Here is a 26,746-nt window from a genome sequence, read left to right on the forward strand (position 1 = left end):
ACGCTAGCCTTGCCACCGCTCGATTGTCTAGCGATGCTAGAATCGAGGTATGTCGGTACAGGAACGCAAGGAACGGGAACGGGCGAACCGCGAGCGCCTCATCGTCGCGACGGCTCGCGAACTCGCCGAGCAGCAGGGCTGGGACGCGGTCACCACGCGCCGGCTCGCCGAGCGCATCGAATACAGCCAGCCCGTCCTCTACAGCCACTTCCGCGGCAAGCGCGAGATCATCGGCGCCGTCGCCCTGGAGGGTGCCACCGAGATGGCCGCGGCGCTGCGGGCCGCCGCCTCCGACGCGGACGGCCGCCGCGCCCGGGTCGCCGCCCTCGCCCACACCTACCTGGAGTTCGCCGAGCGGAACCCGGCGGTCTACGACGCCCTGTTCCAGCTCGACGGCGGGCTGGCCTTCGCACGCGAGGACACCCCGGAACCGCTCAAGGACGCCTTCGCCGCACTGCTGGAGACGCTCGGCGAGGTCGCCGGGGAAGGCGTGCACCCGGCCCTGTTCACCGAGCTCTTCTGGTCCACCCTGCACGGGCTGGCCACCCTGACCCGGGCGGGGCGAATCCTGCCGGAGGGCGCCGAGGAGCGACTGGATCTCCTGGTGGGGCGGCTCGCCGCGCTCTGATGCCACCCGTGGTCCACCTGTGCAGGAGCAGATCCGGACACTGAGCACGTCTGCGCCTGCTCGCCCCCGAGCCACCCCCTCCTCGCACGCCGCGGGAACTCCTGGACACGAGTCGTCGCCTTCTCAGCAGCACAGTCCGACGGGCGACCGGCTCCTCCCTCCCGCCACCGCCCTCACGGCGCGCGAGGGCCACGCTGCGCTGAGACCGGCCACGACTCCGGCAGCGCCGGGTGAACACCTTTCCCCAGGCAGAACACCAGCCCCCATGGGCCTCACCCCAACAGGCCAAATCCCTTACTTGACAACGACTTTGAGCAGCATGTCACTGGTAGGTTGGCCCGTTCAGCCAGCAGAAGGGCACCAGCATGGGCAGACCCTGGGAAGCTGACCCCGAAACCGGGTTCAGGAGACGCCTCGGAAAGTCGGCGCTGGAGCTGGGCGCCACCAGCACCGGACCCGAGTGCCCGGACCTATGGGAGTTGGAGAACGGCGACATCGCCGTGATCGGACGCGACCTCACCGATTCCCTGGGGACCCGCCTGCCCGACGGGGTTTCCATCAGTCCCGATGAGCGCCTCGTGGTCATCCCGCGAAGGATGCTCATCGCAGCGAAGGCGGACATCCCCCATGTGTGAGTGCTTCCGCGCAGGCTGAGCTGCCGGGCGATCAGCCCGCGGGCGAAACGGAGTAGGACGTCCGGTACGAACGGGGCTCCGGCAGCCGCGCCGGCACCGGGGCAGCCTCACCCCGCCACCGCACCCCGCCCCCTCACCCCGCCCATCTCCCCGTCAGGAACGTCAGCGCGACGAGCGTCGACACCGGGGCCGCCACGCACAGGTACGCCGTACGGAACCACGGCCGGCGCAGGCTCAGCGCCGCCAGACCGATCCACAGCGGCCACCACAGCAGCGTCGCGCGCGGGACGGACGTGTACCAGTACGAGGTTCCCAGCGCCCACAGGCTGAGAGCCACGTACCCCGCTTCCGGCCACCGGCCGCGGCGGACGAGCAGCACCACCAGGGCCGAACCCACCACCATGGCCGCCAACTCCGCCTGGAACACGGACGCGTAGCCGGTCGCCTGCGTACCGCCGAACGCCCCGGTCCAGGTGTTCGCCCACGCCTCCCACGGGGCGTGGAACGTGCGGTACCAACCGCGTTCCTGCGCGTGCTTCCAGGCCATCCAGTCACCCGTGTGCGCGTGCAGATACCAGCTGTACGCGGCCGGAGGCAGCACGGGCAGCAGCGTCCAGCCCGCCGACCGCCACGCCCGCCGGGCCGGCCACGTCGACCGCCCCGCGCCCGCTCGTACGGACAGCAGGAACAGCAGCCCGACCGCCGCCGCGAGGAACAGGCCGCTGACCCGCACCGCCGTCCCCAGCGTGGTCAGGACGGCGGCGAGCGCCCACCGGTGCTTCAGCGCCGCGAGCCAGGCGGGCAGGGCGAACGCGAGGAACAGCGCCTCCGTGTAGCCCACCGCCAGGAACACCGCGCAGGGCGAGAGCAGGAAGAGCACCGCCGTACGCCGGCCCGCCGCCTCCTCTCCCGGCAGATGCGCCCGCGCGATACGGGCCAGGGCCAGCACGGCAACCGCCCCCGCGGCGAACGAGATCAGCAGCCCCGCCGCCGTCCAGTCCGGCACCACCGTGTGCACGGCGCGGAGCAGGAGGGGGTAACCGGGGAAGAAGGCCTCCCGGTTGTCCCAGCCGCTCGTCCACGGTCCCGTGCCCGCGGGGAAGTAGCCGTCGCGCGCTATGTGGAGGTAGTGGTTCGCGTCCCACTGCTGGAACGGCGCCAGGACCGGGGCCGCCTCCCGTACGCCGGGCTGCGCGGGGAACAGCCACCGGGCGAAGTGGGCGGTGATCCACAGGGACACGCGGGTCAGGAGGTAGAGCCACAGGACGCCGCGATCGTCGGGCGTCAGCCGGAACCTCACCGCCCGGGGCGCGGGCGCGGCCTCGGCTACGGGTCGGACCGGCGGAGGCCGCAGCCCGGGGGAGAGCGTGGACAACGCGGGCACCTTTCGGGCTCGCCTCGCGGATGGACCGAGGCATGCCGGATCGCCCGGAGAGCCGCCGGGGCACGGGAGGGGCAGGGGGCAGAGGACAGGGATCAGGGAGGAGGTCGGGACCGCGCGTCGCGGTCTGGGCGGATCAGGGCGTCGACGCGCCCCCGTCAGCCGTCGTCGTGGCCGGAGCAGTCGGAGGCGTCGTACTCGTACGTGTGCTGGTACGCGTGGGTGTGGGCGGTCCGCCCGGCTCGGTGGTCCGGCCCCACGTCCCCTCCGTGCCCGCGCTCCCCGGCATCGTGGTGCTCGGCGACGGCGGCGGTGACGGCGGCTCCGTGGGCAGCCCCTCCGACGGTACGGGTGACGGGTAGCTGGGCGACGGGCTCGTGGCCGGGGCCACCGGCTCCGGCCGTACCGGCAGGAGCCCCACCGCGACCGCGCCGCCCCCGCCGACCACCAGGCAGACCCCCACGGCGACCCCGGCCATCCGGCGTCGCTGCGCGCGCATGCCGCGCCGGGTGACGCTCGACGCGGGCTCCGGGGCGGTCAGCGCCTGCCCGAACTCACCGGCCTCCCGGAACAGGGACCGCAACGGATCCTGCGACTCCTTCGGATCCCGCGGTTCAGACATCAGGAGCCTCCTCGATGCGGGGGTCGTGCAGACGGTGGGCGAGCGCCGCCCGTCCACGGACCAGGTGCGTCTTGATCGTGCTGGTGGAAAGCCCGGTCTCCCCGGCGATCTGCTCGACCGTGAGGTCGCACAGGTAGTGCAGGGTCAGCGTCCGCCGCTGCTGGGCGGGCAGCTCCCGCAGCGCGTCGACCAGGACCACATGGCCGGGATCCGGCGGCGCGACGTGCTCCGCGCCACCGCTCCCCCGGCCCCAGGCATCCGCCGAGCGCCGCCGGAAACGCCAACGGCTCACCGCCAGCCGCCAGGCGACCGTACGGATCCACGCCTCGGGCTGCCCGTCCCGCTCCAGCCGCCCCCGCCGCACCCACGCCTTGACGAACGCTTCCTGCACGACGTCCTGCGCCTCCTGGAGGTCGCCGGTCATCACGTACAACTGGCCGGTGAGACGTGCCACCGCCTGGGCGTAGAACTCTTCGAACTCCTCGACGGTCAAAAGCTGCTCCCGGATCTTTCGCTTCACCGGGTATACGCCCGTCGTCGGGGATCCGGTCGACACCACCGACGAAGAATCGCAGGTGACGGTCGTCACAGCCCCTGCTCGGCCCCTTCCGGGCCTCCGTTCAGCCGGGTCTCAGCCCTCCCGCAGCCGCTTCTCGGCCCCCGTTCAGCCGGGTCTCAGCCCGCCCCCACCCGCTTCTCCAGCAACGTGACCCCGTACGTCCGGCCGCCGTCGCCGTTCTTCCCCGTCTGCTCGCCGACCACCTCGTACCCCGCCTCCTCGTAGTAGCGGCGGAGCCGGGGGTTCGAGGTCAGGCAGTCGAGTCGGCACAACGGGCGGCCCGACGCGGCGATCCGACGCTCGGCTTCCGCCAGCAGGGCCCGCCCGGCTCCGGACGGGGCGGTGCGCCGGTCGGTCATCAGGCGGTGGACGTATCCCGCGACCGGCGGCTGGACGCCCCAGGCGGGTTCGTCGTCCCACCACAGCTCCCACGCCCCGGCGCTCGGCCCGCCGGGGCCCGCCGTGGCGATCCACACCTCGCCCGCGCGCAACCGCGCCCCAAAGTGCTCCGGGCCCAGCTCTCCGGGCTTCCACTGGTCGATACCGCGCGCGATCTGCCAGCGAGCGGCGTCGTCCCGGAGGCGTACGAGCTCGGCCAGGTCGCCCTCCCCGGCCCGCCGGAACGACAACTCGGGCGGCATCCCGGACGCCGACTTCGAGGAGGTGGGGCTTGTGTGCGTCATGCCGCGATCCTCCCTCAACAAGTTTCGCGGTACGGAACAGCCGGCAGGTACGACGCCCACGCCGCCCTGGTCAGCCCGCCTCCCGCCCTCGCATCCCGTACAGCCGGCGAGCGCACGGGACCGGGCGAACGCCGTCGGGGCGGGCCTGATCCTCCGATCCGGAAGGACATACCGATGCCTGTGCAGCTCACCCACAGACCGGACAGGGACTGATGGTGGAGGTCTACCGCCGGGGCCGCGCTCGTCCCGACGGCGCTCTCGTCCCTCACCGCCCCTCCGCCGCCAGCTGGGTCGTCGCCAGCTCGCGGTACAGCTCGTCCCCGGCCATCAGATCCTCGTGCGTGCCCGCCGTACGCACCCGGCCCTCCTCCAGGACCACGATGCGGTCCGCGTGCCGGACGGTGGACAGGCGGTGCGCGATCACCAGCACCGTGGTCCGCTCGGCCAGTTCGAGGATCACGTCGCGCAGCGCCTGCTCGTTGACCGCGTCCAGCTGCGAGGTCACCTCGTCGAGGAGGAGCAGCCGGGGGTGGCGCAGCAGGGCACGGGCGATGGCGACGCGCTGGCGTTCGCCGCCGGAGAGGGTGACGCCCCGGTGGCCGACCGCCGTGGCCAGGCCCTCGGGCAGCCGCTCGACGAGGGCGTCCAGCCGGGTACGGGCGACCGCGGCCGTCAGCTCGCTCTCGTCGGCGGCCGGGGCGGCGAACAGGAGGTTCTCCCGCAGCGTCCCGGCGAGCACCGGCGCGTCCTGTTCCACGTACGCCAGCGAGCCCCGCAGCTCGGACAGCGGCCAGTCGCGGATGTCCCGGCCGTCCACGGTGATGGTGCCGGCCTCATGGTCGTAGAAGCGTTCCAGCAGGCTGAACACCGTCGACTTGCCGGCCCCGGACGGGCCCACCAGCGCCACCATCCCGCCGGCCGGCACGTCGAACGTCACCCCCCGGTGGGCGGGGGCGCGCTCGTCTCCGTAGCCGAAGGTCACGTCCTGGAAGGTCACTCCGAGCGGGCCGCCGTCCTCCTGCGTCAACCCGCTGCGCTCGTCCGTCGGTTCGCCCGGCAGAGACTCCACCTCGTCGATCCGGCGCACCGCCGCCAGCCCGCTCTGCAGGCCCGTCCAGCCCTCGACCAGACCACCGATCGGGCCCATCAGGTAGAAGAGGTACAGCAGGAACGCGATCAGGGAGGAGATCTCCAGCGAGCCCGAGGCGACCCGCGCGCCGCCAACGCCCAGCACCGCCAGGAACGCCAGCTGGATCGACATCGTCATCGTGACGTCGGTGACCGAGGACCACTTCGCCACCGACACGCCCCGGTCGTGCGCGTGCCGCGCCGCCGCCGCGACCGCCGCCGTCTCCCGCTCCTCCGCCCCGCTCGCCTTGACCGTACGGAACGCCTGGAGCACCCGGTCCAGGGCCGCGCCCATCGCGCCCACGGACTCCTGCGCCCTGAGCTGGGCCCGCTGGATGCGCGGCATCAGCAGGGACGTCACGGCGCCGATGCCGACGACCACCACCAGCGTCACACCGAGCAGCGTCGGGTCCATGTACGCCATGAGGGCGGTCGTGCCCAGCAGCATCAGGACGCTGTTGAACGACTCGACGAGCCCGCTGGACAGCACCGTACGGAGCAGGGTCGTGTCGCTCGTGACCCGTGACTGGAGGTCGCCGGGTGTCAGCCGGTCCACCGCCGGAACCTTCAACCGCATGATGCGGCCCACCAGTTGATCGCGGGCGCGGAGGACCACGCCCTCTCCTGTGCGGGCCATGAGATAGCTCCCGTACGCGGAGAGGCAGGCCCCGGCCAGCACGAGCGCGGTCAGCGCGACGAGCGGGGCCGCGGGTGAGCGGCCCTCGGCGAACGTGTCCACCGCGTGCTTCGCCATCAGCGGCATCGCGAGCCCCGCCCCGGACCCGGCGAGCGAGAGCAGGCCCGCCCGGATCAGGACACCCCGGTGCGGACGGACCCGGGCCAGGAGCAGGCGGAGGGGGGAAAGCCCCGGCGTGGGCGGAGGTGCGGGGGCGGCCGGGCCGGGGCGGTCCGGGCCCGGGGATGGGTCCGGTCCGGGCCGCTCCACGCGGTCCGGTCCGGGCCGCTCCACGCTCTCAGGCGGTCTGCCCGGCCCCGGGCCCGGCCCCGTCTGTCCCGCCCCCGCCGTGGTCCCCGCCACCGTGCTCACCCCGGACCTCCTCGCCCACCGTCACCACCATCAAAGGACGCAGATCGGCGGCCTCCGCCTGCTCCCCGACCGTACGCCCCTCCGCCTGCACCCAGGCGTGCGGAGAGAACGGCGGGGTCGCCCACACCCCCGCGCACCAGTCGGGCCAGACACCGGCCATCCGGCACGCCAGGGCGACGGCCACCGATCGGGGCAGGCAGCCGTAACGGCTCGCGCAGCGGCGGCTGGTGGCGACGACCGCCTCCAGGACTTCCAGCGTCTCGGCGTACGAGGCCGGGCGCGCGCCCCGGGAGCACCGGGCCAGCATCCGGCGCAGCCGGCCGGGCTTGAGCCGGGCCATGACGAGCGCGGCGGCGATGGCGGCCCGCAGCCTCGTCCCGCCCGCTCCCGCGCCCCGGCGGGGCATCGTCATCTCCGTGGTCATGGGCGCAGGATCCTTGCCTCGACGAGCCGCCGGGTCAGCTCCGCGACGTCCGACTCGGCCTCGGCCCGCTCCACGTCGAACTCGGCGACGATCCGGTCGACGGCGGCCTCGGGGGCGCGGCCGGCCGCGAGGGCCTCGACGACGATGACGCTGGTGTCGTTCAACTGCCAGTAGCTGCCGGTCTTCTCGTCGAGCAGGACCCCGCCGTACTCGGTGGTCGTGACGGCGATGCCTTTTCTGAGCTTCACAGGGCTGCCTCGCTGGTGGTGGTCGTGGAGGTCGTGGGCGTCGACCGGGAGGTGGGCCAGGCGTTCTCGGCGGTGCGGAGCCAGGTCTCCCCGGCCACGGTGGAGCTGATGGAGTGTTCGACCAGGACCGGCGAGAAGGGTTCGGCCGCCAGGCGGAGCAGCTGGCGGGCGTCGACCAGGCCGTGGTCGGCGAGGCGCGAGCCGGTCCACAACTCGGCCAGCTCCGGCGCGTGCTCGGCCAGTCCCTGGTGTTCGTCGGAGGACATGTGGTCCTTCGTGGTCCGGGCCAGCAGCGCGTCCGGCACGACTCCGCGCATCGCCTCGACGAGCAGCGGCTTGTAACGCCAGGGGCTGATGCGCTCCGGCAGGCGCACGGCGAGGGTCGCCTCCAGGATCCGGTCGTCGTAGAAGGGCGCGGCGACCGGCAGCCCGATCGTCATGCCGATGTCCTCCATCGCCTGGAAGTGCCGGGCTCCCATCCGTACGCCGTCGATGTCGACGTGCCGTCCGCGCCACGGGTCGATCGGTTCGGCGTGCTCGGCGGCGGCCCGGAACTCCTCGGCGATCAGGGCCTTCGCGTGCTCGGTGAGCCAGGGGTGCGGGGACTGCCGTACGCCCCAGGAGAGCAGCGGGGTGCGGGCGACGGGCTGGGGTGCGGCGGTGACCGCCCCGGCGAGCCAGCGGGGGAACGGCGAACGGTCGGACAGGGCCTTGAGCGTCGGCAGCAGCGGCCAGCCGAGCTGGTGGCGCAGGCCGCCGAGGTGGCTCCAGGCGGTGAACGGGTTGCCGTGGAAGAGGTCCTGGTAGGCGTGGGGCAGGCCGAGGAAGATCTCGTCGCCGCCGTAGCCGGTGAGGTGGTAGCGGGAGCCGGTGGCTCGGGCGCGGCCGAGGAGCAGTGCCGCGCGGGCCCGGCCGGGGGCGACGGGGAGCGGTTCGTCGTTCAGCTCGGCGGCGGTGGAGGCCAGATCGGCGTAGAAGTAGGGGGCGTCGGCGGCGGGGACGACGTGATGGTCCAGGGCGGGGTGGCGGCCACGCGCGGGGACGGCGTGGTGGTCCGGGGCGGTGGCGGGGTGGCGGCCTCCGGTAAGGCCGGCGTGGCCGTCCGGGGCAGGGGCGGGGTGGCCGTTCGACGCGGTCGCCGCCGTGCCGCGTGCCGCCTCGACGGCTCTGCGCGCCCAGGTCTCGTCCTCGCTGTACCGGTCCCGGGCGGCGACGGTCAGCAGGGACAGCGACGCGGGGCCGGTCTCGCGGGCGGCGAAGGCGAGGGCGGTGGAGTCCAGCCCGCCGGAGAGTTCGCAGCTGATCCGGTCCAGGCCGCCGACATGGGCCCGTACGGAGGCCTCGACGGCTTCCCCGAGCCTGTGGGCGCCCTCCGCCAGGGGCAGTTCCCCGGGCGGCGGCTCCCACCAGCGGTACTCGGCGGGGCCGGGGGCGGCGGCCGTGCCCGGGGCTGCGGCGGGCAGGGCCAGGCCGTACCCGGCGCCGGTCTCGTGGACACCGCGCCACACGGGCCGTCGGCTCAGGGGATGCGGCAGGAAGTCCAGCAGCCGGAGCGCCAGCGCGCTGTCGTCCAGGGGTGCGTCGATCAGCCGGGCCAGGACGGCGGGGCGGTCCGAGGCGATGGTTCCGGCCGCCGGGTGCCGGGCGTGGTAGACGCGGCGGAGTCCGGTGGCGGTGCCCCGGATCCAGCTCTGCCCGGACAGCCTGGCGACCACGTGGTGGAGGCCGGGCAGCCGGGCGAGTCGGCGCTCCAGGCCGATGCGGTCGCGGGCGCCCTCCAGGATGCCGGCGAGCACGGCGTCGGGGACGCGGTCCGGGCCGATGAGGACGAGGGCGTCCTCGCCCCGGGCGAGATGGCTGACCCGGCGGACCAGCGGGCGGGCGACGACCCAGGGCCGGCCCGAGGGATGGGCGACGGTCAGCGTGTCGCCCGCCTCCCGGGCGGGCCCGGCGGCGTCCGGCGCGGAGGACCGCCCGGCAGCCGCTTCCGGCGCGGGAAGCTGCCCGGCCGCTGCCGCTCCCGCCGCGCTGTCCGGCAGGACGACGAAGTAGTCACGCAACTGGCCGGGCATCTTCACCTTTCGGAAGTTCTCACGCGGTGCGCAGGAGACGGATCGGCGGATCAGACGATGCGCCGGGTCCAGTACTCCTTGTACGAGCCGACGAAGTAGCCGGCGGTCTTCTTCGAGAAGTCGCCCTGCTGGAACATCGCCGGCTTCACGTAAGCCTTCTTCTGCTGCTGCTTCTGCTGCTTCATGAGACTTTCCCTTCTGTGTGGTTGGCGACCGCTATGCCCATCTGGCTCCTGCATAACGGGAGTTGTTCGTGCGACTGGTGTTCATCATGCGAACACCAGAGCCATCATGTCCGGCCGATGAACCGGTACGCATGATTCCGACTTACCGTGCGAAGTTGGCCGGATAGCGCGAGCACCGGAGCCTGGGGCGGCCCCTCTCCCGGTTTCTCGACTCCGGGCCGAGACGATCTTCCGGCGACCCTGTGCAGTCGCACACCCCCTGGGCACGCACCCCCGGCGGACCGGCCCCGGGACCGAACGCGGTGATCGAACCGGGCAGTGAGCTGGCACGACGGATGACGGCCGCCGCCGGACCCGGCGAACCGGCCGGAACGGCCCCCGGGCCGGGCCCCAGGACCCCTCTACCTCAGAGATCACGGGCGCGCCACCGCCCTCGGCACCGTCGCGCCGAAACGTTTTGCCGTACGGGAGTGGCTACGGCAAGTAGCCATTCGGCCACCCCGCCCCCCCCCACTTCCCACGGCCACCCCGGCCCTGGGGCAGGGGGAGGTGGCCCGAGGCAGGGGGCGTGGCCCGGGGAGAGAAAGGCGGGGGCTGCGCCCGGGGGTGCCGGAGACTGTGCCCCGGAGGCAGGGGCAGAAGGCTGGGGCCCGGGGCCCCGGCCCGGGCCCGGGGTCGGGAGGCTGTGCCCCGGGTCCACGGGCCAGGCTCCCCGCGTCCCGGAGGCAGGAGGCCGTGGCCCGGGTCCAAGGGCCAGGCTCCGAGCCCCACGGCCCCACGGCCCCGCGGCCCCGGGTGCCAGCCCCCGGGTGCCGGCCCCCGGGCTCCCCTGCCCCGGACACGCCACAGGGGCGGCACCTCCCGTGAAGGAGATACCGCCCCTGTGGGACGTACGCGGAGCTTCGATCGACCGGCGTGAGCCGGAACCGATCAGAAGTCCATGTCACCGCCCGGCATGCCACCCGGAGCGGCCGCAGCGGCCTTCTCGGGCTTGTCGGCGATGACGGCCTCGGTGGTGAGGAACAGCGCGGCGATGGACGCGGCGTTCTGCAGGGCGGAACGCGTGACCTTCGCCGGGTCGAGGATGCCCTCGGCGATCATGTCGACGTACTCGCCGGTCGCGGCGTTGAGGCCGTGGCCGACCGCCAGGTTGCGGACCTTCTCCACGACGACGCCGCCCTCGAGACCACCGTTGACGGCGATCTGCTTGAGCGGGGCCTCCAGCGCGAGCTTCACGGCGTTGGCGCCGGTCGCCTCGTCGCCCGTGAGGTCGAGCTTCTCGAAGACGGCCGAGGCCTGGAGCAGAGCCACGCCACCACCGGCGACGATGCCCTCCTCGACGGCGGCCTTGGCGTTGCGCACCGCGTCCTCGATGCGGTGCTTGCGCTCCTTGAGCTCCACCTCGGTGGCGGCGCCGGCCTTGATGACGGCCACGCCGCCGGCCAGCTTCGCGAGGCGCTCCTGGAGCTTCTCGCGGTCGTAGTCCGAGTCGGAGTTCTCGATCTCGGCACGGATCTGGTTGACGCGACCCTGAACCTGGTCGCTGTCACCGGCGCCGTCGACGATCGTCGTCTCGTCCTTGGTGATGACGACCTTGCGGGCGCGGCCGAGCAGGTCCAGGCCGGCGTTCTCCAGCTTGAGACCGACCTCCTCGGAGATCACGGTGCCGCCGGTGAGGATGGCGATGTCCGCGAGCATGGCCTTGCGGCGGTCGCCGAAGCCCGGGGCCTTGACGGCGACGGACTTGAAGGTGCCCTTGATCTTGTTGACGACCAGGGTGGAGAGCGCCTCGCCCTCGACGTCCTCGGCGATGATCAGCAGGGGCTTGCCCGACTGCATGACCTTCTCCAGCAGCGGGATCAGGTCCTTGACGCTGCCGATCTTCGAGTTGACGATCAGGATGTACGGGTCGTCGAGCGACGCCTCCATACGCTCCATGTCGGTGGCGAAGTACGCCGAGATGTAGCCCTTGTCGAAGCGCATACCCTCGGTGAGCTCCAGCTCCAGACCGAAGGTCTGGGACTCCTCGACGGTGATGACGCCTTCCTTGCCGACCTTGTCCATCGCCTCGGCGATCTTGGCGCCGATCTCGGTGTCGGCGGCGGAGATGGAGGCGGTCGAAGCGATCTGCTCCTTGGTCTCCACGTCCTTGGCCTGCTCCAGCAGAGCGGCGGAGACGGCCTCGACGGCCTTCTCGATACCGCGCTTGAGGGCCATCGGGTTGGCGCCCGCGGCGACGTTGCGCAGACCCTCGCGGACGAGCGCCTGGGCGAGAACGGTGGCGGTGGTCGTACCGTCGCCGGCGACGTCGTCCGTCTTCTTGGCGACCTCCTTGACCAGCTCCGCACCGATCTTCTCGTACGGGTCCTCGAGCTCGATCTCCTTGGCGATGGACACACCATCGTTGGTGATCGTGGGCGCGCCCCACTTCTTCTCGAGGACGACGTTACGGCCCTTGGGGCCGAGGGTGACCTTGACGGCGTCGGCGAGCTGGTTCATCCCGCGCTCGAGACCGCGCCGTGCCTCCTCGTCGAACGCGATGATCTTGGCCATGTGAAGTGGTCCTCCCGGACAGGGGTGGATTTCTCCGGACCGGGAGGCGCCCGCGACGGACGGCCTGCGCGTGTGATGGTTCCTTGCCCCATCGCACCTGCGGGCCTCACCGGCCCGGTCCAAGTTCTGTCACTCTCACCTGGAGAGTGCTAACGCCAATGATTAGCACTCGACCCCCGTGAGTGCAAGCGCCTTCGGCCAGTACCCGCCATGCGGACGAGGCCCCCGGAGCCCGCCCGGCGCCGGACCCCGGAGCCCTGCCCGCACGGAGGCACGGAGCCCCACCAGCATCAGGGGCGCAGGGGCGCGGAGCCCTGCCGGCGCAGGAGCGCGGAACCCTGTCGGCACAGGAGCACAGAACCACGGAGCCCTGCCGACATAAGGGGTGCCGAGGCGCGCACCCTCCCCCGCACCGGGCCGCGGTCACCTGCGGTTCCTGGCCGCGGCCCGCCCCGTACGCGGCCACCGCCGGCCCGGGACCCGCGCGAGGCGCGACCCCCTGCCCCGGAACGCGCGCAGGACCCGATCCCCTCTTCCCGGGGTCGGGCCCTGCGTGCGTGAGTGGTGTCGTCGGACGACCGCGCCGAGCTCAGCCGACGGCGAGCTTGACCATGTCGGCCTGGGGCCCCTTCTGGCCCTGCGAGATCTCGAATTCAACTCGCTGACCCTCTTCGAGGGTGCGGTACCCGTCCATCTGGATCGCGCTGTAGTGGACGAAAACATCCGCACCACCGTCGACCGCGATGAAGCCGTACCCCTTCTCCGCGTTGAACCACTTGACGGTGCCCTGAGCCATGCCCAACTCCCCTATTACTGGCCCTTGCACGGGACCGCACTTCGCGGGCCCGGGTCGGAACTCACCCTCCGACAGGAGAGGGTGCGCGGCGCCGCAGCGCGTCGACCGCGGCCGAATGTATCCGCCCAACTGCCCTCTGCAACAGGTCAATCGGACGAGAATTCTGGGCCACGAGGAACACGCGAATATGCGGGTTTGCTGAGATTTACGGGCAAGTCGGGCCAGGCAAAGGCCACTTATGCCGCAAGAGGTTCAGGTACTTTGGCTGCTTCTTATCGGGGCCGGGCGCATTCTCATATGCGGGCGGCACGGGCAGCGGATGGGGCTTCCCCAACTGTACCGCGCTCAACCATGCAGAATTGCCCCCTCCGCTTCTCTCGCGGAGGGGGCAACTGCCGTCACACAGAGGCGCGGCGGGGCCGCCGGGAGCGGCCCCGGACGGCTCAGCAGCCGCCGGCCACCGCGGGAATGATCGAGACGCCTGCCCCGTCCGGGGTCGCCGCGTCCAGGCCGCCCTCGAAGCGCACGTCGTCGTCGTTGACGTACACGTTCACGAAGCGGCGCAGCTTGCCCTGGTCGTCCAGGACGCGGGCCGCGATGCCCGGGTGGTCCTTCTCCAGGGACTCGATGACCTCGGAGAGCTTCGTGCCCTCCGCCGGGACCTCGGCCTGGCCGCCCGTGTACGTACGGAGGATGGTGGGGATGCGGACCTTGACGCTCATGGTGGTGCCCTTCTTCCTGCGTTACGGGGTGGTCGTCAGGCGGTGCCGAGGCCCGCGGCGCGGAACGCGTCCAGGCTCGGCTTGATGGTGGCCGTGGCCTGCGAGGTGGCGGAGACCGCGTCGAGCGTCTTGAGGCCGTCACCGGTGTTGACGACGACGGTGGTGAGCGCCGGGTCGATGACACCGGCCTCGATGAGCTTCTTCGTCACGCCGAGCGTCACCCCGCCCGCCGTCTCGCCGAAGATGCCCTCCGTGCGGGCCAGCAGCTTGATCGCCTCGACGACCTGCTCGTCGGTGACGTCCTCCACCGCGCCGCCCGTCCGCCGGGCGATGTCCAGGACGTAGGGGCCGTCGGCCGGGTTGCCGATGGCCAGCGACTTGGCGATGGTGTTCGGCTTCTGGGGCCGGACGACGTCGTGCCCGCCCTTGAAGGCGGCGGAGACCGGGGAGCAGCCCTCCGCCTGGGCGCCGAAGATCTTGTACGGCTTGTCCTCGACCAGGCCGAGCTTGATCAGCTCCTGGAGCCCCTTGTCGATCTTGGTGAGCTGGGAGCCGGACGCGATCGGGATGACGATCTGGTCGGGCAGCCGCCAGCCGAGCTGCTCGCAGATCTCGTACGCCAGCGTCTTGGAGCCCTCGCCGTAGTACGGGCGGAGGTTGACGTTGACGAAGCCCCAGCCCTCGCCGAGCGGGTCGCCGATGAGCTCGGAGCAGAAGCGGTTGACGTCGTCGTAATTGCCCTCGATACCGACCAGCTCACCGCCGTACACCGCGGCCATGACGACCTTGCCCTGCTCCAGGTCGTGCGGGATGAAGACGCAGGAGCGCAGTCCGGCGCGGGCGGCGGCGGCGCCGACGGCTCCGGCCAGGTTGCCCGTGGAGGAGCAGGAGAGGGTGGTGAAACCGAAGGCGCGGGCGGCCTCGACGGCGATCGCGACGACGCGGTCCTTGAAGGAGTGCGTCGGGTTGCCGGAGTCGTCCTTGACGTACAGGCCGCCGGTGACGCCCAGCTCACGGGCGAGGTTGTCGGCCTTGACCAGCTTGGTGAAGCCGGGGTTCAGGTTGGGCTTGTCCGCGACGTCGGCGGGCACCGGCAGCAGCGGGGCGTAGCGCCAGATGTTGTCCGGACCGGCCTCGATGCGCTTGCGCAGTTCCTCCGGCGAGCCGGTGGGCAGGTCGTAGGCCACTTCGAGCGGCCCGAAACAGGACGCACAGGCGAAAAGGGGGCCGAGCTCGAAACGCTCGCCGCACTCGCGGCAGGAAAGCGCCGCGGCGGGACCGAGGTCCGGGGAGGCGGTGGTGGCATTACCTGCGACGGTCTGAACAGCCATGATGGCGGAGGTCCTTTCTCCTCATCTTCCTCGCGACGCATTTCGCCGCAAGACGGAATTGGCACCTTCCCCACCGTGACCTCGCGGTCGGCAGGAGGGTTGCCGGGACTTCAACGGGCCGTTCCCTCAGTCCCTCTGGATGAGCTCTATGGCGCTGGATCTTCGATCCAGGCGTTTGTGCGCGCTCCGACCCCGACATGCGACGGTCATCCGCGTTGTTCAAGACTGTAACCGAAGCACCGGACCGTTGAGATAGTCGTCCGAACCGCGAGATGGATCACACAGACAGGGAGTGCCGACCGTGCTCGAAGAGGTGGAACGCTGGCTGACCAGGCGTTCCTGGTCGTCCGGCGACCGCCCGCCGCACCAGCTCGCCGACGTCCGGGCCGCCGACCCGCTCCGTACGTCCGTGAGCGTGGTCCTGCCCGCACTGAACGAGGAGGCCACGGTCGGCGCGATCGTGGCGGTGATCCGCCGCGAGCTGATGGAGAAGATCCGGCTCGTCGACGAACTCGTGGTGATCGACTCCGGCTCCACCGACGCCACCGCGGCCGTGGCCCGGGCGGCGGGCGCGCGCGTGGTCCACCGGGACGCGATCCTGCCCCGGATCCCGGCCCTGCCCGGCAAGGGCGAGGTGCTGTGGCGCTCACTCCTGGTGACCAGCGGCGAGATCGTCTGCTTCGTCGACGCCGACCTCAGGGACTTCTCGGCGGACTTCGTCTCGGGGACGGTCGGCCCGCTGCTCACCGACCCCTCCGTCCACTTCGTCAAGGCGATGTACGACCGCCCGCTCGGCGACCGAGCGGGTCAGGGCGGCCGGGTCACGGAACTGGTGGCCCGCCCGCTGCTCAATCTGCACTGGCCGCAGCTGGCCGGGTTCGTGCAGCCGCTGGGCGGCGAGTACGCGGTGCGCCGGTCGCTGCTGGAGCGGCTGCCGTTCCCCGTCGGTTACGGAGTGGAGCTGGGGCTGCTCGTGGACGCGCTGCACACGGTGGGCCTGGACGCGCTGGGCCAGGTCGACGTCGGCGTTCGCGTCCACCGCCACCAGGACGGACAGGCACTGGGCCGGATGGCGGCGGCGATCTACCGCACGGCACAGCTGAGGCTCTCCCGGGGCCATCTGGTACGGCCGGCGCTGACCCAGTTCGAACGCGGCGGGGACGGCTTCGTACCGCGCACCCACGCGGTGGACACGGAGGAGCGGCCGCCGATGCGGGAGATCGCGGAGTACGCGGAGCGCCACGCGGCGTGAGGGGGCGGGGCGGCGCGTGACGGGCCGGGGCGCGGGCGGACGCCGGAGAGGGCGTGGCGGGAGGCGTGCCCGAGGCCGGGACGGACGCGCGGCCCGAGGCGCTGGCGGACGCCGGGCCCGAGGCGCGGGCCGGGGCACGGACGGGCGCCGGGGAGGGCGTGGCGGGAGGCGCGTGCCCCTCCGAGGCGTTTGGCGGCTTCCCTAACGGGCTAGGTTCCGCTACATGGTCACCGAGCACACGTCTTCCTCGCCTGCCCAGGTCCTCGTCGCGTCCAACCGCGGCCCGATCACGTACACGCTCGGCGAGGACGGGACGCTCGACGCCAGACGCGGCGGCGGCGGTCTCGTCTCCGGGCTGAGCGCCGTCGACGACAAGCTGTGGGTCTGCGCGGCCCTCGGCGACGGGGACCGCGAAGCGGTGCGGCGCGGGGTCGGCGAGCCGGGTGTGCGGATGCTCGACATCGACCCCGAGGTGCACGCCGACGCGTACAACGGCATCGCGAACTCCGTGCTGTGGTTCGTCCACCACCTGCTCTACCAGACCCCCGTCGAGCCGGTCTTCGACGCGGAGTTCCGGCGCCAGTGGGCCTCCTACGAGACGTACAACCGGGCCTTCGCCGAGGCACTCGCCCAGGAGGCGGCGGAAGGGGCGTCGGTCCTGGTCCAGGACTACCACCTGGCCCTGGTCCCCGGCATGCTCCGCGCACTGCGCCCGGACCTGAGGATCGGCCACTTCTCGCACACCCCGTGGGCCCCCGTCGACTACTTCCGGCTGCTGCCCGACGACATCGCCGAGCAGCTGCTGCACGGCATCCTCGGCGCGGACCGGGCCGCGTTCCTGACCCGGCGGTGGGCGGACGCGTTCATCGGCTGCTGCACGGAGATCCTCGGCGGCACGGGCCGGACCAGAATCGGGGTGCACGGCCTCGGCGCCGACGCGGACTTCCTGCGCCGCCGCTCGCACGAGGCGGACGTGGACGAGCGGATGGCGGCGCTGCGCGAGCAGGTGGGCGAGGACCGGAAGACGATCGTCCGGGTCGACCGAACCGAGCTGTCCAAGAACATCGTGCGCGGCCTGCACGCGTACCGGACGCTGCTGGAGACCCGCCCCGAGTGGCGCGAGCGCGTCGTCCACATCGCCTTCGCCTACCCCTCCCGCCAGGACCTCGCCGTCTACCGGGACTACACGGCGGCGGTCCAGTCGCTGGCCACGGAGATCAACGGGGCGTACGGCACGGAGATTTGGACGCCGGTCGTGCTCCACGTCAAGGACGACTTCGCCCGCTCGCTGGCCGCGTACCGGCTGGCGGACGTGGCACTGGTCAACCCGATCCGCGACGGCATGAACCTGGTCGCCAAGGAGGTCCCCGTCGTCTCGGACCACGGCTGCGCGCTGGTGCTGTCACGGGAGGCGGGGGCGTACGAGGAGTTGGGCGAGGACGCGATCGTCGTGAACCCGTACGACGTGACGGGTACGGCCGAGGCCCTGCACGAGGCGCTGACGATGAGCGGCGACGAGCGCTCGGGGCGCACGAAGCGGCTGGCGGAGGCGGCGACCGCGCTCCCGCCGCAGCAGTGGTTCCTGGACCAGTTGGAGGCGCTGCGGCAGGAGTGAGGGGCTGACCCGGACATACGCGGCCCCCGGGCTCCGGGCGGCCCGCCGACCCTTGCTCCGGAACCTCCAACAGATCCGCCGGGCCGCACACCATTCGGCTCCAACTGATCCGCCGGGCCGCACACCATTCGGCTCCAACTGATCCGCCGGGCCCCGCACCGGCCGGCTCCAGCAGATCCGCCGGGCCCCGCACCGGCCGGCTCCAGCAGATCCGCCGGGCCCCGCACCGGCCGGCTCCAGCAGATCCGCCGGGCTCCGCACTGGTCGGCTCCAGCAGATCCGACGGGGCCGCCGCCTCCCCGGTCACCTGCAGCCGCTCCGCCCATTCCTCCCACGGCCGCTCCCGGGGCCGCCGCCCCGGCGGCCACCTACAACCGCTCCGCCAGGGCCGCCAGGAAGTCCACCACCGCGGCCGGGCCCGGCACCGACAGGTCGGCGCGCTCGGCCAGTTCGGGCACCTCGGTGCTGCCGCTGCACACCAGGAGGCCGGGGATGCCGTCCGGGCCCTCGCTGCGCAGCTTCTCCACCGCGGCGAAGGCGGCGAGGTCCCCGAGGTCGTCGCCCGCGTAGAGGACGGACTCGGCGTCCAGCTCCGCGACGAACCCGGCGAGCGCGACGCCCTTGTCCATGCCGGGCGGCCGCAACTCCAGCACCAGCCGACCCGGTTCGACGATCAGCCCGTGCTCGGCGGCCAGCTCGCCGAGGGGGCCGCGCAGCGACTCGAAGGCCGCCTGCGGGTCCTCGGCCCGCCGCGTGTGGACGGCGACGGCCTGTCCCTTCTCCTCGATCCAGGTGCCGTTCCAGGCCCCGAACTCGTGCAGCACGCCGGGGAGTTCGGCACGCACCGCCGTGACGCCCGGATGTGCGGCAGGGGCGTGCACCGTGCCGGTCACGGCGTCCCAGCGCTCGGCCCCGTAATGCCCGAGCACGACGAGGTGCTCCAGACCGGGGACGCCCGCGAAGCCGCCGTAGCGCACGGCGACGCCCGCCGGGCGCCCGGTGATGACCGCGATCGCGGCGACCTTCGGCGCGAGCGCGGTGAGCGCCTCGACGGTGCCGGGGTGGGCGCGGGCCTGCTCGGGGTCCGGGACGATGTCGGCGAGCGTGCCGTCGAAGTCGAGGGCGACGACCGCGCGGTCGGGCCGCGCGAGAACGGCGTCGAGCCCCTCGCGGCCGGCCGGGGTGGTCGGGTTCGGAAGACGTTCCGGGTGACTGCCCATGGGGCGAGCCTAAGCCCTGGCGGAAGGGAGCACGAGCGTGCTCGCCCCGGCGGCCGGGCACCGCTGGGCCTGCTACTCATGGGAGCGAACGAGTTCGACCGGCCGGGTCCGCAGAGCGGACAGAGCCGGCAGAACGGCGGAACCCGCGGCCAGGACTGCGGCGGCCGCGACGACGAGGCCGAGCATCGCCCACGGCACCACGACGGCGGACGTGACACCCAGCAACGCCAGCGCGCCCCGGACCACCAGGAGGTTCACCGCGGCGACCAGACCCCCGAGCACCGCGCCCACCCCGACCGCCGTCACCGCTTCGGCCATGACGAGCCGCAGGACCTGCGGGACGGTGGCCCCGGCGAGCCGGAGCACGGCGAGGTCGCGCGCCCGGCCGGAGGTGGCCATGACCAGAGTGTTGGCCAGGGCGGTCCCGGTGGAGAGCAGAGCGATGCCGAGGATCATGCGCAGGCCCGTGCGGGTGTGGTCGTCCGGTCCGGGGGCGGTCGGGGCCGACCACGCGGCGCGGGTCGCCACCCGCGCACCGGAGTCGACAGCGGCGGTGCGCAGCGCGGCGGCGACGGAGCGCCGGTCGCCACCTCCGGCGACCTTGACGTCGATCCGGTCGACGTCCGCGCCCCCGGCGTTGCGCGGGGTGACGTAGACGCCGTTGCCACCGGTGCCCGTGGCCAGGACGGCGGCGATCCTCAGCGACCTCTCGCTCCCGTCGCCGAGCCAGACGGTGACCCGGTCACCGACCCGGGTGGTCAGCCACTCCTCGTTGACGACGATCGAGCCGTCGTCGAGATCGGCGAGCCGGCCGGCCGTCACGGGCGGCCTCGCCACGGCTGCCAGCCGGACGGGGTCGACCGCGCGTGCCTCGGAGGAGACGAGGGCCGTGTTCTCTTCGAGGACCGTGACGGCCGTGGACCGCGAGGCGCTGACCACGGCCCCCTCGATGTCCCCCACCCGCTCCAGCAAGGCGGGTGCGAGGGGCCTGTCCTCCTGCCCCGGGGTCACCACGAAGTCGGCGGTCGTGGCCGTACGCGCCTCGGTGGCCCTGGCCTCCTCCAGCGTGGCGACCGTTCCCGCCAGGGAGGCGGCGAGGGCGACGGTGATGAGGACGGGCGCGGCGACGGCGGCGGTCCTGCGGACCCCCGCCGCGGTGTTCTCCCTGACGAGAACGCCAGTGGCACCGGTGAGCCGCGCGGGCAGCCAGGTCAGCAGCCGGCCGACCGGGCGCACCAGGACCGGAGCGAGGAGGGCGCAGCCGACGATGAGGAGCATGGGCCGGGTGACGTAGGACTTGCGGCCCAGCAGGTCACCGGGGTCGGTCGCCAACGCCAGGGCGGGCAGCCCCAGTCCGAGGAGCAGGGCGAGGACGGCGGCCACCCAGCGGCTCACCGGCATCACGCGGCTGTCGACGGCCGCCTCGCGCAGCGCCTCGGTCGGGGCGGTCCGCCCGGCCCGGTGGCAGGAGACGAGCGCGGCAGCGGTGGCCACGAGCACGCCGGTCCAGAAGGCCGTGTGGAGCGGCCAGGACGGCTCCCCGAGCGCGAACCAGGGTGGGGCGAGGCCCGCATCCGTCATCCGGCGTACCAGCAGGGGCGCTCCTCCGGACCCCAGCAGGACGCCCGCCGCCGAGGCCGCCACCCCGATGAGGACGGATTCGGCGAGGACCGTGCGGCGGATCTGGCCGGGCGTCGCACCGGCGGTGCGCAACAGCCCGAACTCCCGCCGCCGTTGGGCCACGGCGTACGAGAACGTCGAGGCCACGACGGCGGCGGAGACGAACAGGGTGATTCCCGCGGCCGTGCCGAGCAGCGCGTTGAGGGAGACCAGGTCCCTGGCATCGCGGTCGGGGTCGGGATCGGCGCGGCGGCGGTCGTGGCCGGTGAGGACGTCCATGCCGCTGCCCGGCCCCAGTGCGTCGCGTACGGCGGTGGCGTCGGCGTGCACGACCAGGGCGTCGATGTCCGGGGAGATCCGGGCGGCCTCGTCGTCGGTGAAGAAGACGGCGTTCTCGAAGCCCCGGCCGGCGACGGTGCCGACGACGGTCCGGGCCTCACTCCCGGCCGGGGTGCGGACCCGGAGGCGGTCCCCGGTACGGAACCGGGTGCCGCCGGACCCGGTGGTGACGACGACCTCGCCGGGGGCGGCGGGGGCTCGGCCGGTGGTCAGGCGGTACGGGGCGGCAGCGGCGACGGACCACGGATGTCCGACGCGGGCACCGCCGTCCTCGGCGGTGCCACCGGAACCAGCAGGACGAGGGGGCATGACGTCCACCGGGAACGACCGGTCCTCCACCGTCCCCCCGAGAGTGGACAGCTGAGCGGCGAGGCCGGGCGGTACCGGGCCCGGCCGGGCCAGGGGCGCGGTCCTGGTACCGGTCGGGGTGTCGACCCGGAGGAGGCCGTCGGCCCGGACGACGACGGGAGCGGCGGCGAACCGTTCGGGGCCCCGCTCCGGGGCGTCGAACGTCGCGGCGAGGGCGAGACCGGTGGCGGCGATGAGCCCCACGCCCAGAACCAGGGCGACGAGCGACCCGGCGAAGGTGACCCAGCGCAACCGGATTCCGTGGAGCGCGAGCATCAGCACGGGGCCACTCCCGCGGTTCCGGCTGCCGCGGCAGCCGTGGCAGCCGCATCGACCCCCGCGCCCTCAACGCCCTCAACGTCCTCAACACCCGAGAGCGCCGTCATCCGCGCGGCGACCCGCTCCGCCGAGGGCGCCTCCAGTTCGTCCCTGATCCGGCCGTCGGCGAGGAAGAGGACGCGGTCGGCGAAGGAGGCGGCGACCGGGTCGTGGGTCACCATGATCACGGTGCGCCCGTCGTCGGTCATCGCCCGCAGGAGGCCGAGTACCCCCCGCCCGGCGGTGGAGTCCAGGGCGCCGGTCGGCTCGTCGCCGAAGAGGACGTCGGGCCGGGCGACCAGGGCGCGGGCGATGGCCACCCGCTGCTGCTGGCCGCCGGAGAGCTCCCCGGGCCGATGGCGGGCCCGGTCGCGCAGCCCGACCCGGTCCAGCGCGTCGAGCACCTCCGACCTGCGCGACCGGCGTCCGGCGAGTCTCAGCGGCAGGGCCACGTTCTGCGCTGCGGTCAGGGAGGGCAACAGGTTGAACGCCTGGAAGACGAAGCCGATCCGTTCCCGGCGCAGCCGGGTCAGCCGGCCCTCGCTCAGCCCGGTCAGATCGGTGTCGCCGAGCAGCACCCGGCCGGCGGTCGGCCGGTCCAGGCCCGCGGCGCAGTGCAGGAGCGTGGACTTGCCGGAGCCGGAGGGGCCCATGACGGCGGTGAACGTACCCCGGCGGATGGTGAGGCTGACGTCGTCGAGCGCCTTCACGACGCTGCCGTCCCTGGTGCCTCCACCGTAGGAACGGGTCACGGACCGAAGCCGAAGGGCCGCCGTCACACCCGTGCCGGCAGGAGCTGCTGGATTCATGGCCTCCACTCAACCGGTGGCTCCGGCAGCGCACATCGCAGCGAGGCGGAGTCCTGAGGGTGGAGCCAGCTCCACCCTCAGGGGGCAGAGAGCAGGGTGGCCGCCCGCGAGAACCGTCTCGTAACGTGCCGGGCATGCTCACCCCCAGCCCATCGGCCCTGCCATCACCGGGCTCCGCTCCCCCGCCTCTCAGGGCCGCGCTCTACCTCCTCACCAGCGTGCCCCTCGGTGCCGTGACGCTGGTCGCGCTGCTCCTGCTGGCCGGTGCGGGCAGCGCGCTGGCGGTGCTCGTCATCGGGGTGCCGCTGCTGCTGACGCTCGTCCTGTCCGGTATCCCGCTGGCCGCGCTGGAGCGGCGCAGGCTCCGGCTGATCGACCCGGTGCCGCTCGCGGATCCGCACGGCGATCCGCCCGCGCCGGGCCTGACCGCCTGGCTGCGGACCAGGCTCCAGGAACGTTGTACCTGGCGGGAGTTGGCGTACGCACTGCTGTTCGCGTTCGTTCTGTGGCCGTTGGAGGCGATGGCGGTCGGCACGGTCCTCTTGGTCTGCGGCGGGCTGATCGGGACGCCGGTGATGATGGCCGCGGGCGGGGACGGGGAGGCCAGGGTCCTGAAGCTCTGGCTCGCCGAGTCCTGGCCGGAGGCGTTCGCGGCGCTGGTGGCGGGGGTGGTGCTGCTGCCACTGCTGACCTGGCCGCTGAGGTTCGTCGCCCGGGGCCGCGGCGTACTGACACGGGCCCTGCTCTCCCCGCCGGACGCCGCGCTCGGCTCCCGGATCGCGGAGCTGGACCGGTCGCGGACGCGGCTCGTGGACGCGTTCGAGGCGGAGCGCCGCCGTATCGAGCGCGATCTGCACGACGGCGCGCAGCAGCGGCTGGTGGCGCTCTCCATGACGCTGGGCCTCGCCCGGCTGGAGAAGCCCGCCGAGCCCTTGGGCGGGCTTCTGGAGCGGGCGCACGAGGAGGCGTCGGCCGCACTGGTGGAGATCCGGGAGCTGATCCACGGCATCCATCCCCACGTCCTCACCGACCGGGGCCTGGTGGCCGCCGTCGAGGACCTGGCGGACCGCTCACCGGTCCCGGTCGACGTGCGGCTGACCGTACCGGGGCGACTGCTCGAAGCCGTCGAGACCGCCGTGTACTTCGCGGTGAGCGAGGCGCTGGTAAACGTGGCGAAGCACAGCGGGGCGACCCGGGTGACGGTGACCGGCGGGACCTCGCACGGGCGGCTGACGGTGACGGTCGAGGACGACGGGCACGGCGGCGCGCGACTGGGCGGCGGCGGGACCGCAGCCCATGACGGCAGCGGCGGCGGGACGGGGCTCCAGGGCGTGGCCGATCGGCTCTCGGTGCTGGGCGGCACCCTGCTACTCTCCAGTCCGCCCGCGGGGCCGACGGTGTTTCGGCTGGAGGTCCCCTGCCCGCCCTCGGATTCGAGGACCTGATGCTCCGCGTCGTAATGGCCGAGGACAGCGTGCTCCTGCGCGAGGGCCTGGCCGGCCTCCTGGAACGCTTCGGACACCGGGTCCTGGCGGCGGTGGGGACCGCCGAGGAACTCGACGCCGCCACCCTGGAGCACCGCCCGGACATCGTGGTGACCGACGTCCGGATGCCACCCGGTTTCAGGGACGAGGGCCTGCGGGCCGCCGTCGCGCTGCGCGCGAAGCTGCCCGGGCTGCCGGTCCTGGTGCTGAGCCAGTACGTCCAGCGCACCTACGCGGAGGACCTGCTGGCCACCTCGGACGGTACGGGGGTGGGCTATCTGCTCAAGGAACGCATCGGCCATGTCGAGGAGTTCGCCGACGCGCTGCGCCGGGTGGCCGAGGGCGGCACGGTGGTGGACCCCGAGGTCGTACGGCAGTTGATCCGGCACCGCCGTGATCCGCTCGCCCGGCTCACCGCCCGCGAGCTGGAGGTGCTCGCCCTGATGGCGGAGGGCCGGTCCAACGCGTCCGTCGCCGAGGCCCTGCACGTCGGCGAGGGCACGGTCAGCAAGCACTTCGGCTCGATCCTCACCAAGCTCGGCCTCCACGTCTCGGACGCCACCAACCGACGGGTGCTGGCGGTCCTGGCCTTCCTGCGCGGCTGACCCCCGCGCTCTCCCCACACCTCACATCGCCCCCACGCCTCCCCCTCCACCCGAGCTTGACAGCCATTCCCTCACAACTCCATGATTCCATTAATTGATTCATTGAATCACGATGACGGATCACGGATCACGGAACCGAGGTGAGGCGCGTGGCAGACACGAACACCCCGAACGCGACGTCCGGCAACTGGGCGCTGGAAGCCCGCGGCCTGGGCAGGCGCTACCGGCGCGGCTGGGCGCTGCGCGACTGCTCCTTCCGCATCCCGGCCGGCCGCATCTGCGGTCTGGTCGGCCCGAACGGAGCCGGCAAGAGCACCCTGCTCGGGCTGGCCACGCGGCAGGTGCAGCCGACCACCGGCGACCTGCGCGTCTTCGGCGTACCGGTCGACGACCCCGCCGTGCTGCCCCGGGTCGCGTTCCTCGGCCAGGACAAGCCGCTGTTCAAGCGGTTCACCGTGGCGGAGACGCTGCGGATGGGCGCCGAGCTGAACCCCGGCTGGGACGCGGCCGCGGCCGAGCGGATCGTCCGCGCGGGCAACGTCCCGCCGGAGGCGAAGGTCGGCACGCTCTCCGGCGGCCAGCGCACCCGGGTGGCCTTCGCGCTCGCCTTCGGCAAGCGGCCCGACCTGCTGCTCCTGGACGAGCCGATGGCGGACCTCGACCCGCTGGCCCGGGACGAGATGAGCACCCTGCTGATGGCGGAGGCCGTCGAGCGCGGCACCACGGTGGTGATGTCCTCGCACCTGCTGACCGAGCTGGAGGACATGTGCGACTACCTGCTGGTCGTCTCCGAGGGCCGGATCCGCATGGCCGGTGACGCCGACGCGCTCGTACCGGCCCACACCCTGGTCACCGGGGTGTCCCGGAACGGCTCACTGCCGCCCGAACTGGCCGCCCACACCGTCGTCGAATCGCGCGTACAGGGACGGCAGTTCCAGGCGATGATCCGGCCGGCGGGCCCGCTCCCGGCCGACTGGGAGAGGGCCGAACCCTCGCTGGAGGAAGTCCTCCTCGCCCATCTCCGCTCACCGGACGCGCCCCCGCTCTACACCCAGGGCGCCCGCATCGACACCGAAGGGACCCAGGCAGCATGAGCGGCACCACCCTCACCGAGAAGCCCGGAAAGCCCGCGGGCCGCTCCGGGCTCGGCTCGGGACGACGCCTGTTGCGCGGTCTCCCCTGGCTCGTCGTCCGCCAGCACCGGGTCGCGCTCGCCTGCGTCCTCGGCCTCACTCTGCTCACCGCGCTCTGGATCGTGTACGAGCGCCACGAGCTGGTGCAGTTGCTCGACGCGAAGGGCTGGCCGGAGAACGACCCCGGCCGGCCGATGGACGACAACCGCAGCTACAACTACATCACCAGCATCATCAACGGCCTGCCGCTGATCCTCGCCGTCTTCGTCGGCGCCCCGCTGATCGCGGGTGACCAGGAGAGCGGTACCGCACAGCTCGTCACCACCCAGTCCGTGACCCGCCGCCAGTGGCTGACCGCCAAGCTGGGCCTGGCCTACACCCTCGCGCTGGTCTCCGGCGTGGTGCTCTCGGCCCTGTTCACCTGGTGGTGGAAGCCGCACCGCTCCCTCTTTCTCAGCGAGTGGATCGACGGCGTCATCTTCGACAACACCGGCCCCGTCCTCCCCGCCTTCCTGCTCTTCCTCACCGCCGCGGGCATCACCATCGGCGCCCTGGTCCGCCGGATGCTCCCGGCGATGGTGGGCGCGTTCTTCTTCACGGCGGTCACCACCCTGTTCGTCTGGGACGAGATCCGCGTACGGCTCGGCTCCCCGAAGATGTTCACGTACCCGATGGACACCGAGCTCCCCGCACGCTTCAACGACGCGTACGAACTGGACCGCTGGGTCGGCAGCGCGGACGGCACCCTGTACGGCTGGGGCACCTGCGCCAAGGCGACCGAGAAGGCGCAGAACGCGTGCATCGAGGAGCACGGCATCGTCAACGACGTGATCAAGTACCTCGACCACGGCCAGATGGCGACGATGCAGTGGACCGCGGCGGGCATCCTCCTCGCCGGAACGATCCTGCTCACCGCGTTCACCCTCTGGTGGACCACGCGCCGCCCGCTGTGACCACCCGCCCCGTCCTCTACGTAAAGTGTCGGCAA

At 72.8% G+C, this 26,746-nt stretch carries 24 protein-coding genes and 1 riboswitch; of the genes, 8 read left to right on the forward strand and 16 right to left on the reverse strand.

From position 1 onward, the window contains the following. Positions 1–49: 49 nt before the first annotated feature. Together KME66_RS14145 and KME66_RS14150 are read left to right on the forward strand one after the other, a co-directional pair. Positions 50–628 (forward strand): TetR/AcrR family transcriptional regulator, encoded by a 579-nt coding sequence (locus tag KME66_RS14145; RefSeq protein ID WP_216322432.1) that lies wholly within the window; start codon positions 50–52, stop codon positions 626–628. A gap of 365 nt (positions 629–993) precedes the next feature. Then, positions 994–1,263, forward strand: a complete 270-nt coding sequence (locus KME66_RS14150) for a hypothetical protein (protein WP_073219421.1) — start codon at positions 994–996, stop codon at positions 1,261–1,263. A 133-nt stretch (positions 1,264–1,396) separates the two neighbouring features. On the opposite strand, the gene KME66_RS14155 is transcribed toward KME66_RS14150, so the two are convergent. The 13 genes from KME66_RS14155 to thrC all read right to left on the reverse strand — a co-directional run bounded on the left by KME66_RS14155 (position 1,397) and on the right by thrC (position 15,015). Beyond that, positions 1,397–2,638, reverse strand: a complete 1,242-nt coding sequence (locus KME66_RS14155; RefSeq protein WP_216322434.1) for a mannosyltransferase family protein — start codon at positions 2,636–2,638, stop codon at positions 1,397–1,399. 142 nt (positions 2,639–2,780) lie between these two features. Beyond that, complete coding sequence (locus tag KME66_RS14160; protein ID WP_216322437.1) at positions 2,781–3,266, reverse strand: hypothetical protein; 486 nt, start codon at positions 3,264–3,266, stop codon at positions 2,781–2,783. Next, on the reverse strand, positions 3,259–3,759 hold the full coding sequence (locus KME66_RS14165) for a SigE family RNA polymerase sigma factor (protein WP_073219406.1): 501 nt from the start codon (positions 3,757–3,759) through the stop codon (positions 3,259–3,261). Before KME66_RS14165 ends, KME66_RS14160 begins: the two co-directional genes overlap by 8 nt. Before the next feature lie 182 nt (positions 3,760–3,941). After that, the gene (locus tag KME66_RS14170) at positions 3,942–4,508 is read right to left on the reverse strand and encodes a GNAT family N-acetyltransferase (RefSeq protein ID WP_216322440.1); all 567 of its coding nucleotides are present in this window, start codon (positions 4,506–4,508) and stop codon (positions 3,942–3,944) included. 265 nt (positions 4,509–4,773) lie between these two features. After that, positions 4,774–6,486: an ABC transporter ATP-binding protein gene (locus KME66_RS14175; RefSeq protein WP_301184513.1), complete on the reverse strand. Its 1,713-nt coding sequence runs from the start codon at positions 6,484–6,486 to the stop codon at positions 4,774–4,776. Positions 6,487–6,610: 124 nt separating this feature from the next. Then, positions 6,611–7,108: a lasso peptide biosynthesis B2 protein gene (locus tag KME66_RS14180; protein ID WP_216322446.1), complete on the reverse strand. Its 498-nt coding sequence runs from the start codon at positions 7,106–7,108 to the stop codon at positions 6,611–6,613. Further along, positions 7,105–7,356, reverse strand: coding sequence for a lasso peptide biosynthesis PqqD family chaperone (locus KME66_RS14185; RefSeq protein ID WP_216322449.1), 252 nt, complete (start codon positions 7,354–7,356; stop codon positions 7,105–7,107). Before KME66_RS14185 ends, KME66_RS14180 begins: the two co-directional genes overlap by 4 nt. Beyond that, complete coding sequence (locus KME66_RS14190) at positions 7,353–9,428, reverse strand: asparagine synthase-related protein (RefSeq protein ID WP_216322453.1); 2,076 nt, start codon at positions 9,426–9,428, stop codon at positions 7,353–7,355. The genes KME66_RS14185 and KME66_RS14190 overlap by 4 nt, the downstream gene beginning before the upstream one ends. A gap of 50 nt (positions 9,429–9,478) precedes the next feature. Further along, positions 9,479–9,613, reverse strand: a complete 135-nt coding sequence (locus KME66_RS14195) for a keywimysin-related RiPP (RefSeq protein WP_107470342.1) — start codon at positions 9,611–9,613, stop codon at positions 9,479–9,481. Between the two features lie 930 nt (positions 9,614–10,543). Beyond that, positions 10,544–12,166 (reverse strand): chaperonin GroEL, encoded by a 1,623-nt coding sequence (gene groL, locus KME66_RS14200; RefSeq protein WP_073219391.1) that lies wholly within the window; start codon positions 12,164–12,166, stop codon positions 10,544–10,546. A gap of 589 nt (positions 12,167–12,755) precedes the next feature. Next, the gene (locus KME66_RS14205) at positions 12,756–12,962 is read right to left on the reverse strand and encodes a cold-shock protein (RefSeq protein WP_003967346.1); all 207 of its coding nucleotides are present in this window, start codon (positions 12,960–12,962) and stop codon (positions 12,756–12,758) included. Between the two features lie 443 nt (positions 12,963–13,405). After that, positions 13,406–13,684: a MoaD/ThiS family protein gene (locus KME66_RS14210; protein WP_006126483.1), complete on the reverse strand. Its 279-nt coding sequence runs from the start codon at positions 13,682–13,684 to the stop codon at positions 13,406–13,408. A gap of 35 nt (positions 13,685–13,719) precedes the next feature. Continuing rightward, entirely contained in the window at positions 13,720–15,015 is a 1,296-nt protein-coding gene (thrC, locus tag KME66_RS14215; protein ID WP_216322456.1) for a threonine synthase, read from the reverse strand. An 18-nt stretch (positions 15,016–15,033) separates the two neighbouring features. Beyond that, positions 15,034–15,161: riboswitch (SAM riboswitch) on the reverse strand. A 155-nt stretch (positions 15,162–15,316) separates the two neighbouring features. On the opposite strand from thrC, the gene KME66_RS14220 reads away from it, so the two are divergent. Both KME66_RS14220 and KME66_RS14225 read left to right on the forward strand, forming a co-directional pair. Continuing rightward, positions 15,317–16,267, forward strand: coding sequence for a glucosyl-3-phosphoglycerate synthase (locus KME66_RS14220; RefSeq protein WP_216322458.1), 951 nt, complete (start codon positions 15,317–15,319; stop codon positions 16,265–16,267). A gap of 223 nt (positions 16,268–16,490) precedes the next feature. Next, a complete protein-coding gene (locus KME66_RS14225; protein WP_216322460.1) occupies positions 16,491–17,882 on the forward strand; it encodes a trehalose-6-phosphate synthase in 1,392 nt (463 codons plus the stop codon). Positions 17,883–18,250: 368 nt separating this feature from the next. On the opposite strand, the gene otsB is transcribed toward KME66_RS14225, so the two are convergent. The 3 genes from otsB to KME66_RS14240 all read right to left on the reverse strand — a co-directional run bounded on the left by otsB (position 18,251) and on the right by KME66_RS14240 (position 22,536). Further along, positions 18,251–19,102 carry a trehalose-phosphatase gene (gene otsB, locus KME66_RS14230; RefSeq protein WP_073219383.1) on the reverse strand — a complete coding sequence of 284 codons (852 nt, stop codon included), beginning with the start codon at positions 19,100–19,102 and terminating at the stop codon, positions 18,251–18,253. A 72-nt stretch (positions 19,103–19,174) separates the two neighbouring features. Then, positions 19,175–21,691, reverse strand: a complete 2,517-nt coding sequence (locus tag KME66_RS14235; protein WP_216322462.1) for an ABC transporter permease — start codon at positions 21,689–21,691, stop codon at positions 19,175–19,177. Next, the gene (locus KME66_RS14240) at positions 21,685–22,536 is read right to left on the reverse strand and encodes an ABC transporter ATP-binding protein (RefSeq protein WP_216322463.1); all 852 of its coding nucleotides are present in this window, start codon (positions 22,534–22,536) and stop codon (positions 21,685–21,687) included. Before KME66_RS14240 ends, KME66_RS14235 begins: the two co-directional genes overlap by 7 nt. A gap of 134 nt (positions 22,537–22,670) precedes the next feature. Between KME66_RS14240 and KME66_RS14245 the strand changes: the two genes are divergently transcribed. The 4 genes from KME66_RS14245 (at position 22,671) to KME66_RS14260 (ending at position 26,711) form a co-directional block, all read left to right on the forward strand. Next, positions 22,671–23,981 (forward strand): sensor histidine kinase, encoded by a 1,311-nt coding sequence (locus KME66_RS14245; protein WP_216322465.1) that lies wholly within the window; start codon positions 22,671–22,673, stop codon positions 23,979–23,981. After that, on the forward strand, positions 23,981–24,625 hold the full coding sequence (locus tag KME66_RS14250) for a LuxR C-terminal-related transcriptional regulator (protein WP_216322466.1): 645 nt from the start codon (positions 23,981–23,983) through the stop codon (positions 24,623–24,625). Before KME66_RS14245 ends, KME66_RS14250 begins: the two co-directional genes overlap by 1 nt. Positions 24,626–24,774: 149 nt before the next feature. Continuing rightward, positions 24,775–25,719, forward strand: a complete 945-nt coding sequence (locus KME66_RS14255) for an ABC transporter ATP-binding protein (protein ID WP_216322468.1) — start codon at positions 24,775–24,777, stop codon at positions 25,717–25,719. Beyond that, positions 25,716–26,711: an ABC transporter permease gene (locus tag KME66_RS14260; protein ID WP_216322470.1), complete on the forward strand. Its 996-nt coding sequence runs from the start codon at positions 25,716–25,718 to the stop codon at positions 26,709–26,711. Before KME66_RS14255 ends, KME66_RS14260 begins: the two co-directional genes overlap by 4 nt. Positions 26,712–26,746 lie beyond the last annotated feature (35 nt).

It is taken from the genome of Streptomyces sp. YPW6, assembly GCF_018866325.1.
Taxonomy (GTDB): domain Bacteria; phylum Actinomycetota; class Actinomycetes; order Streptomycetales; family Streptomycetaceae; genus Streptomyces.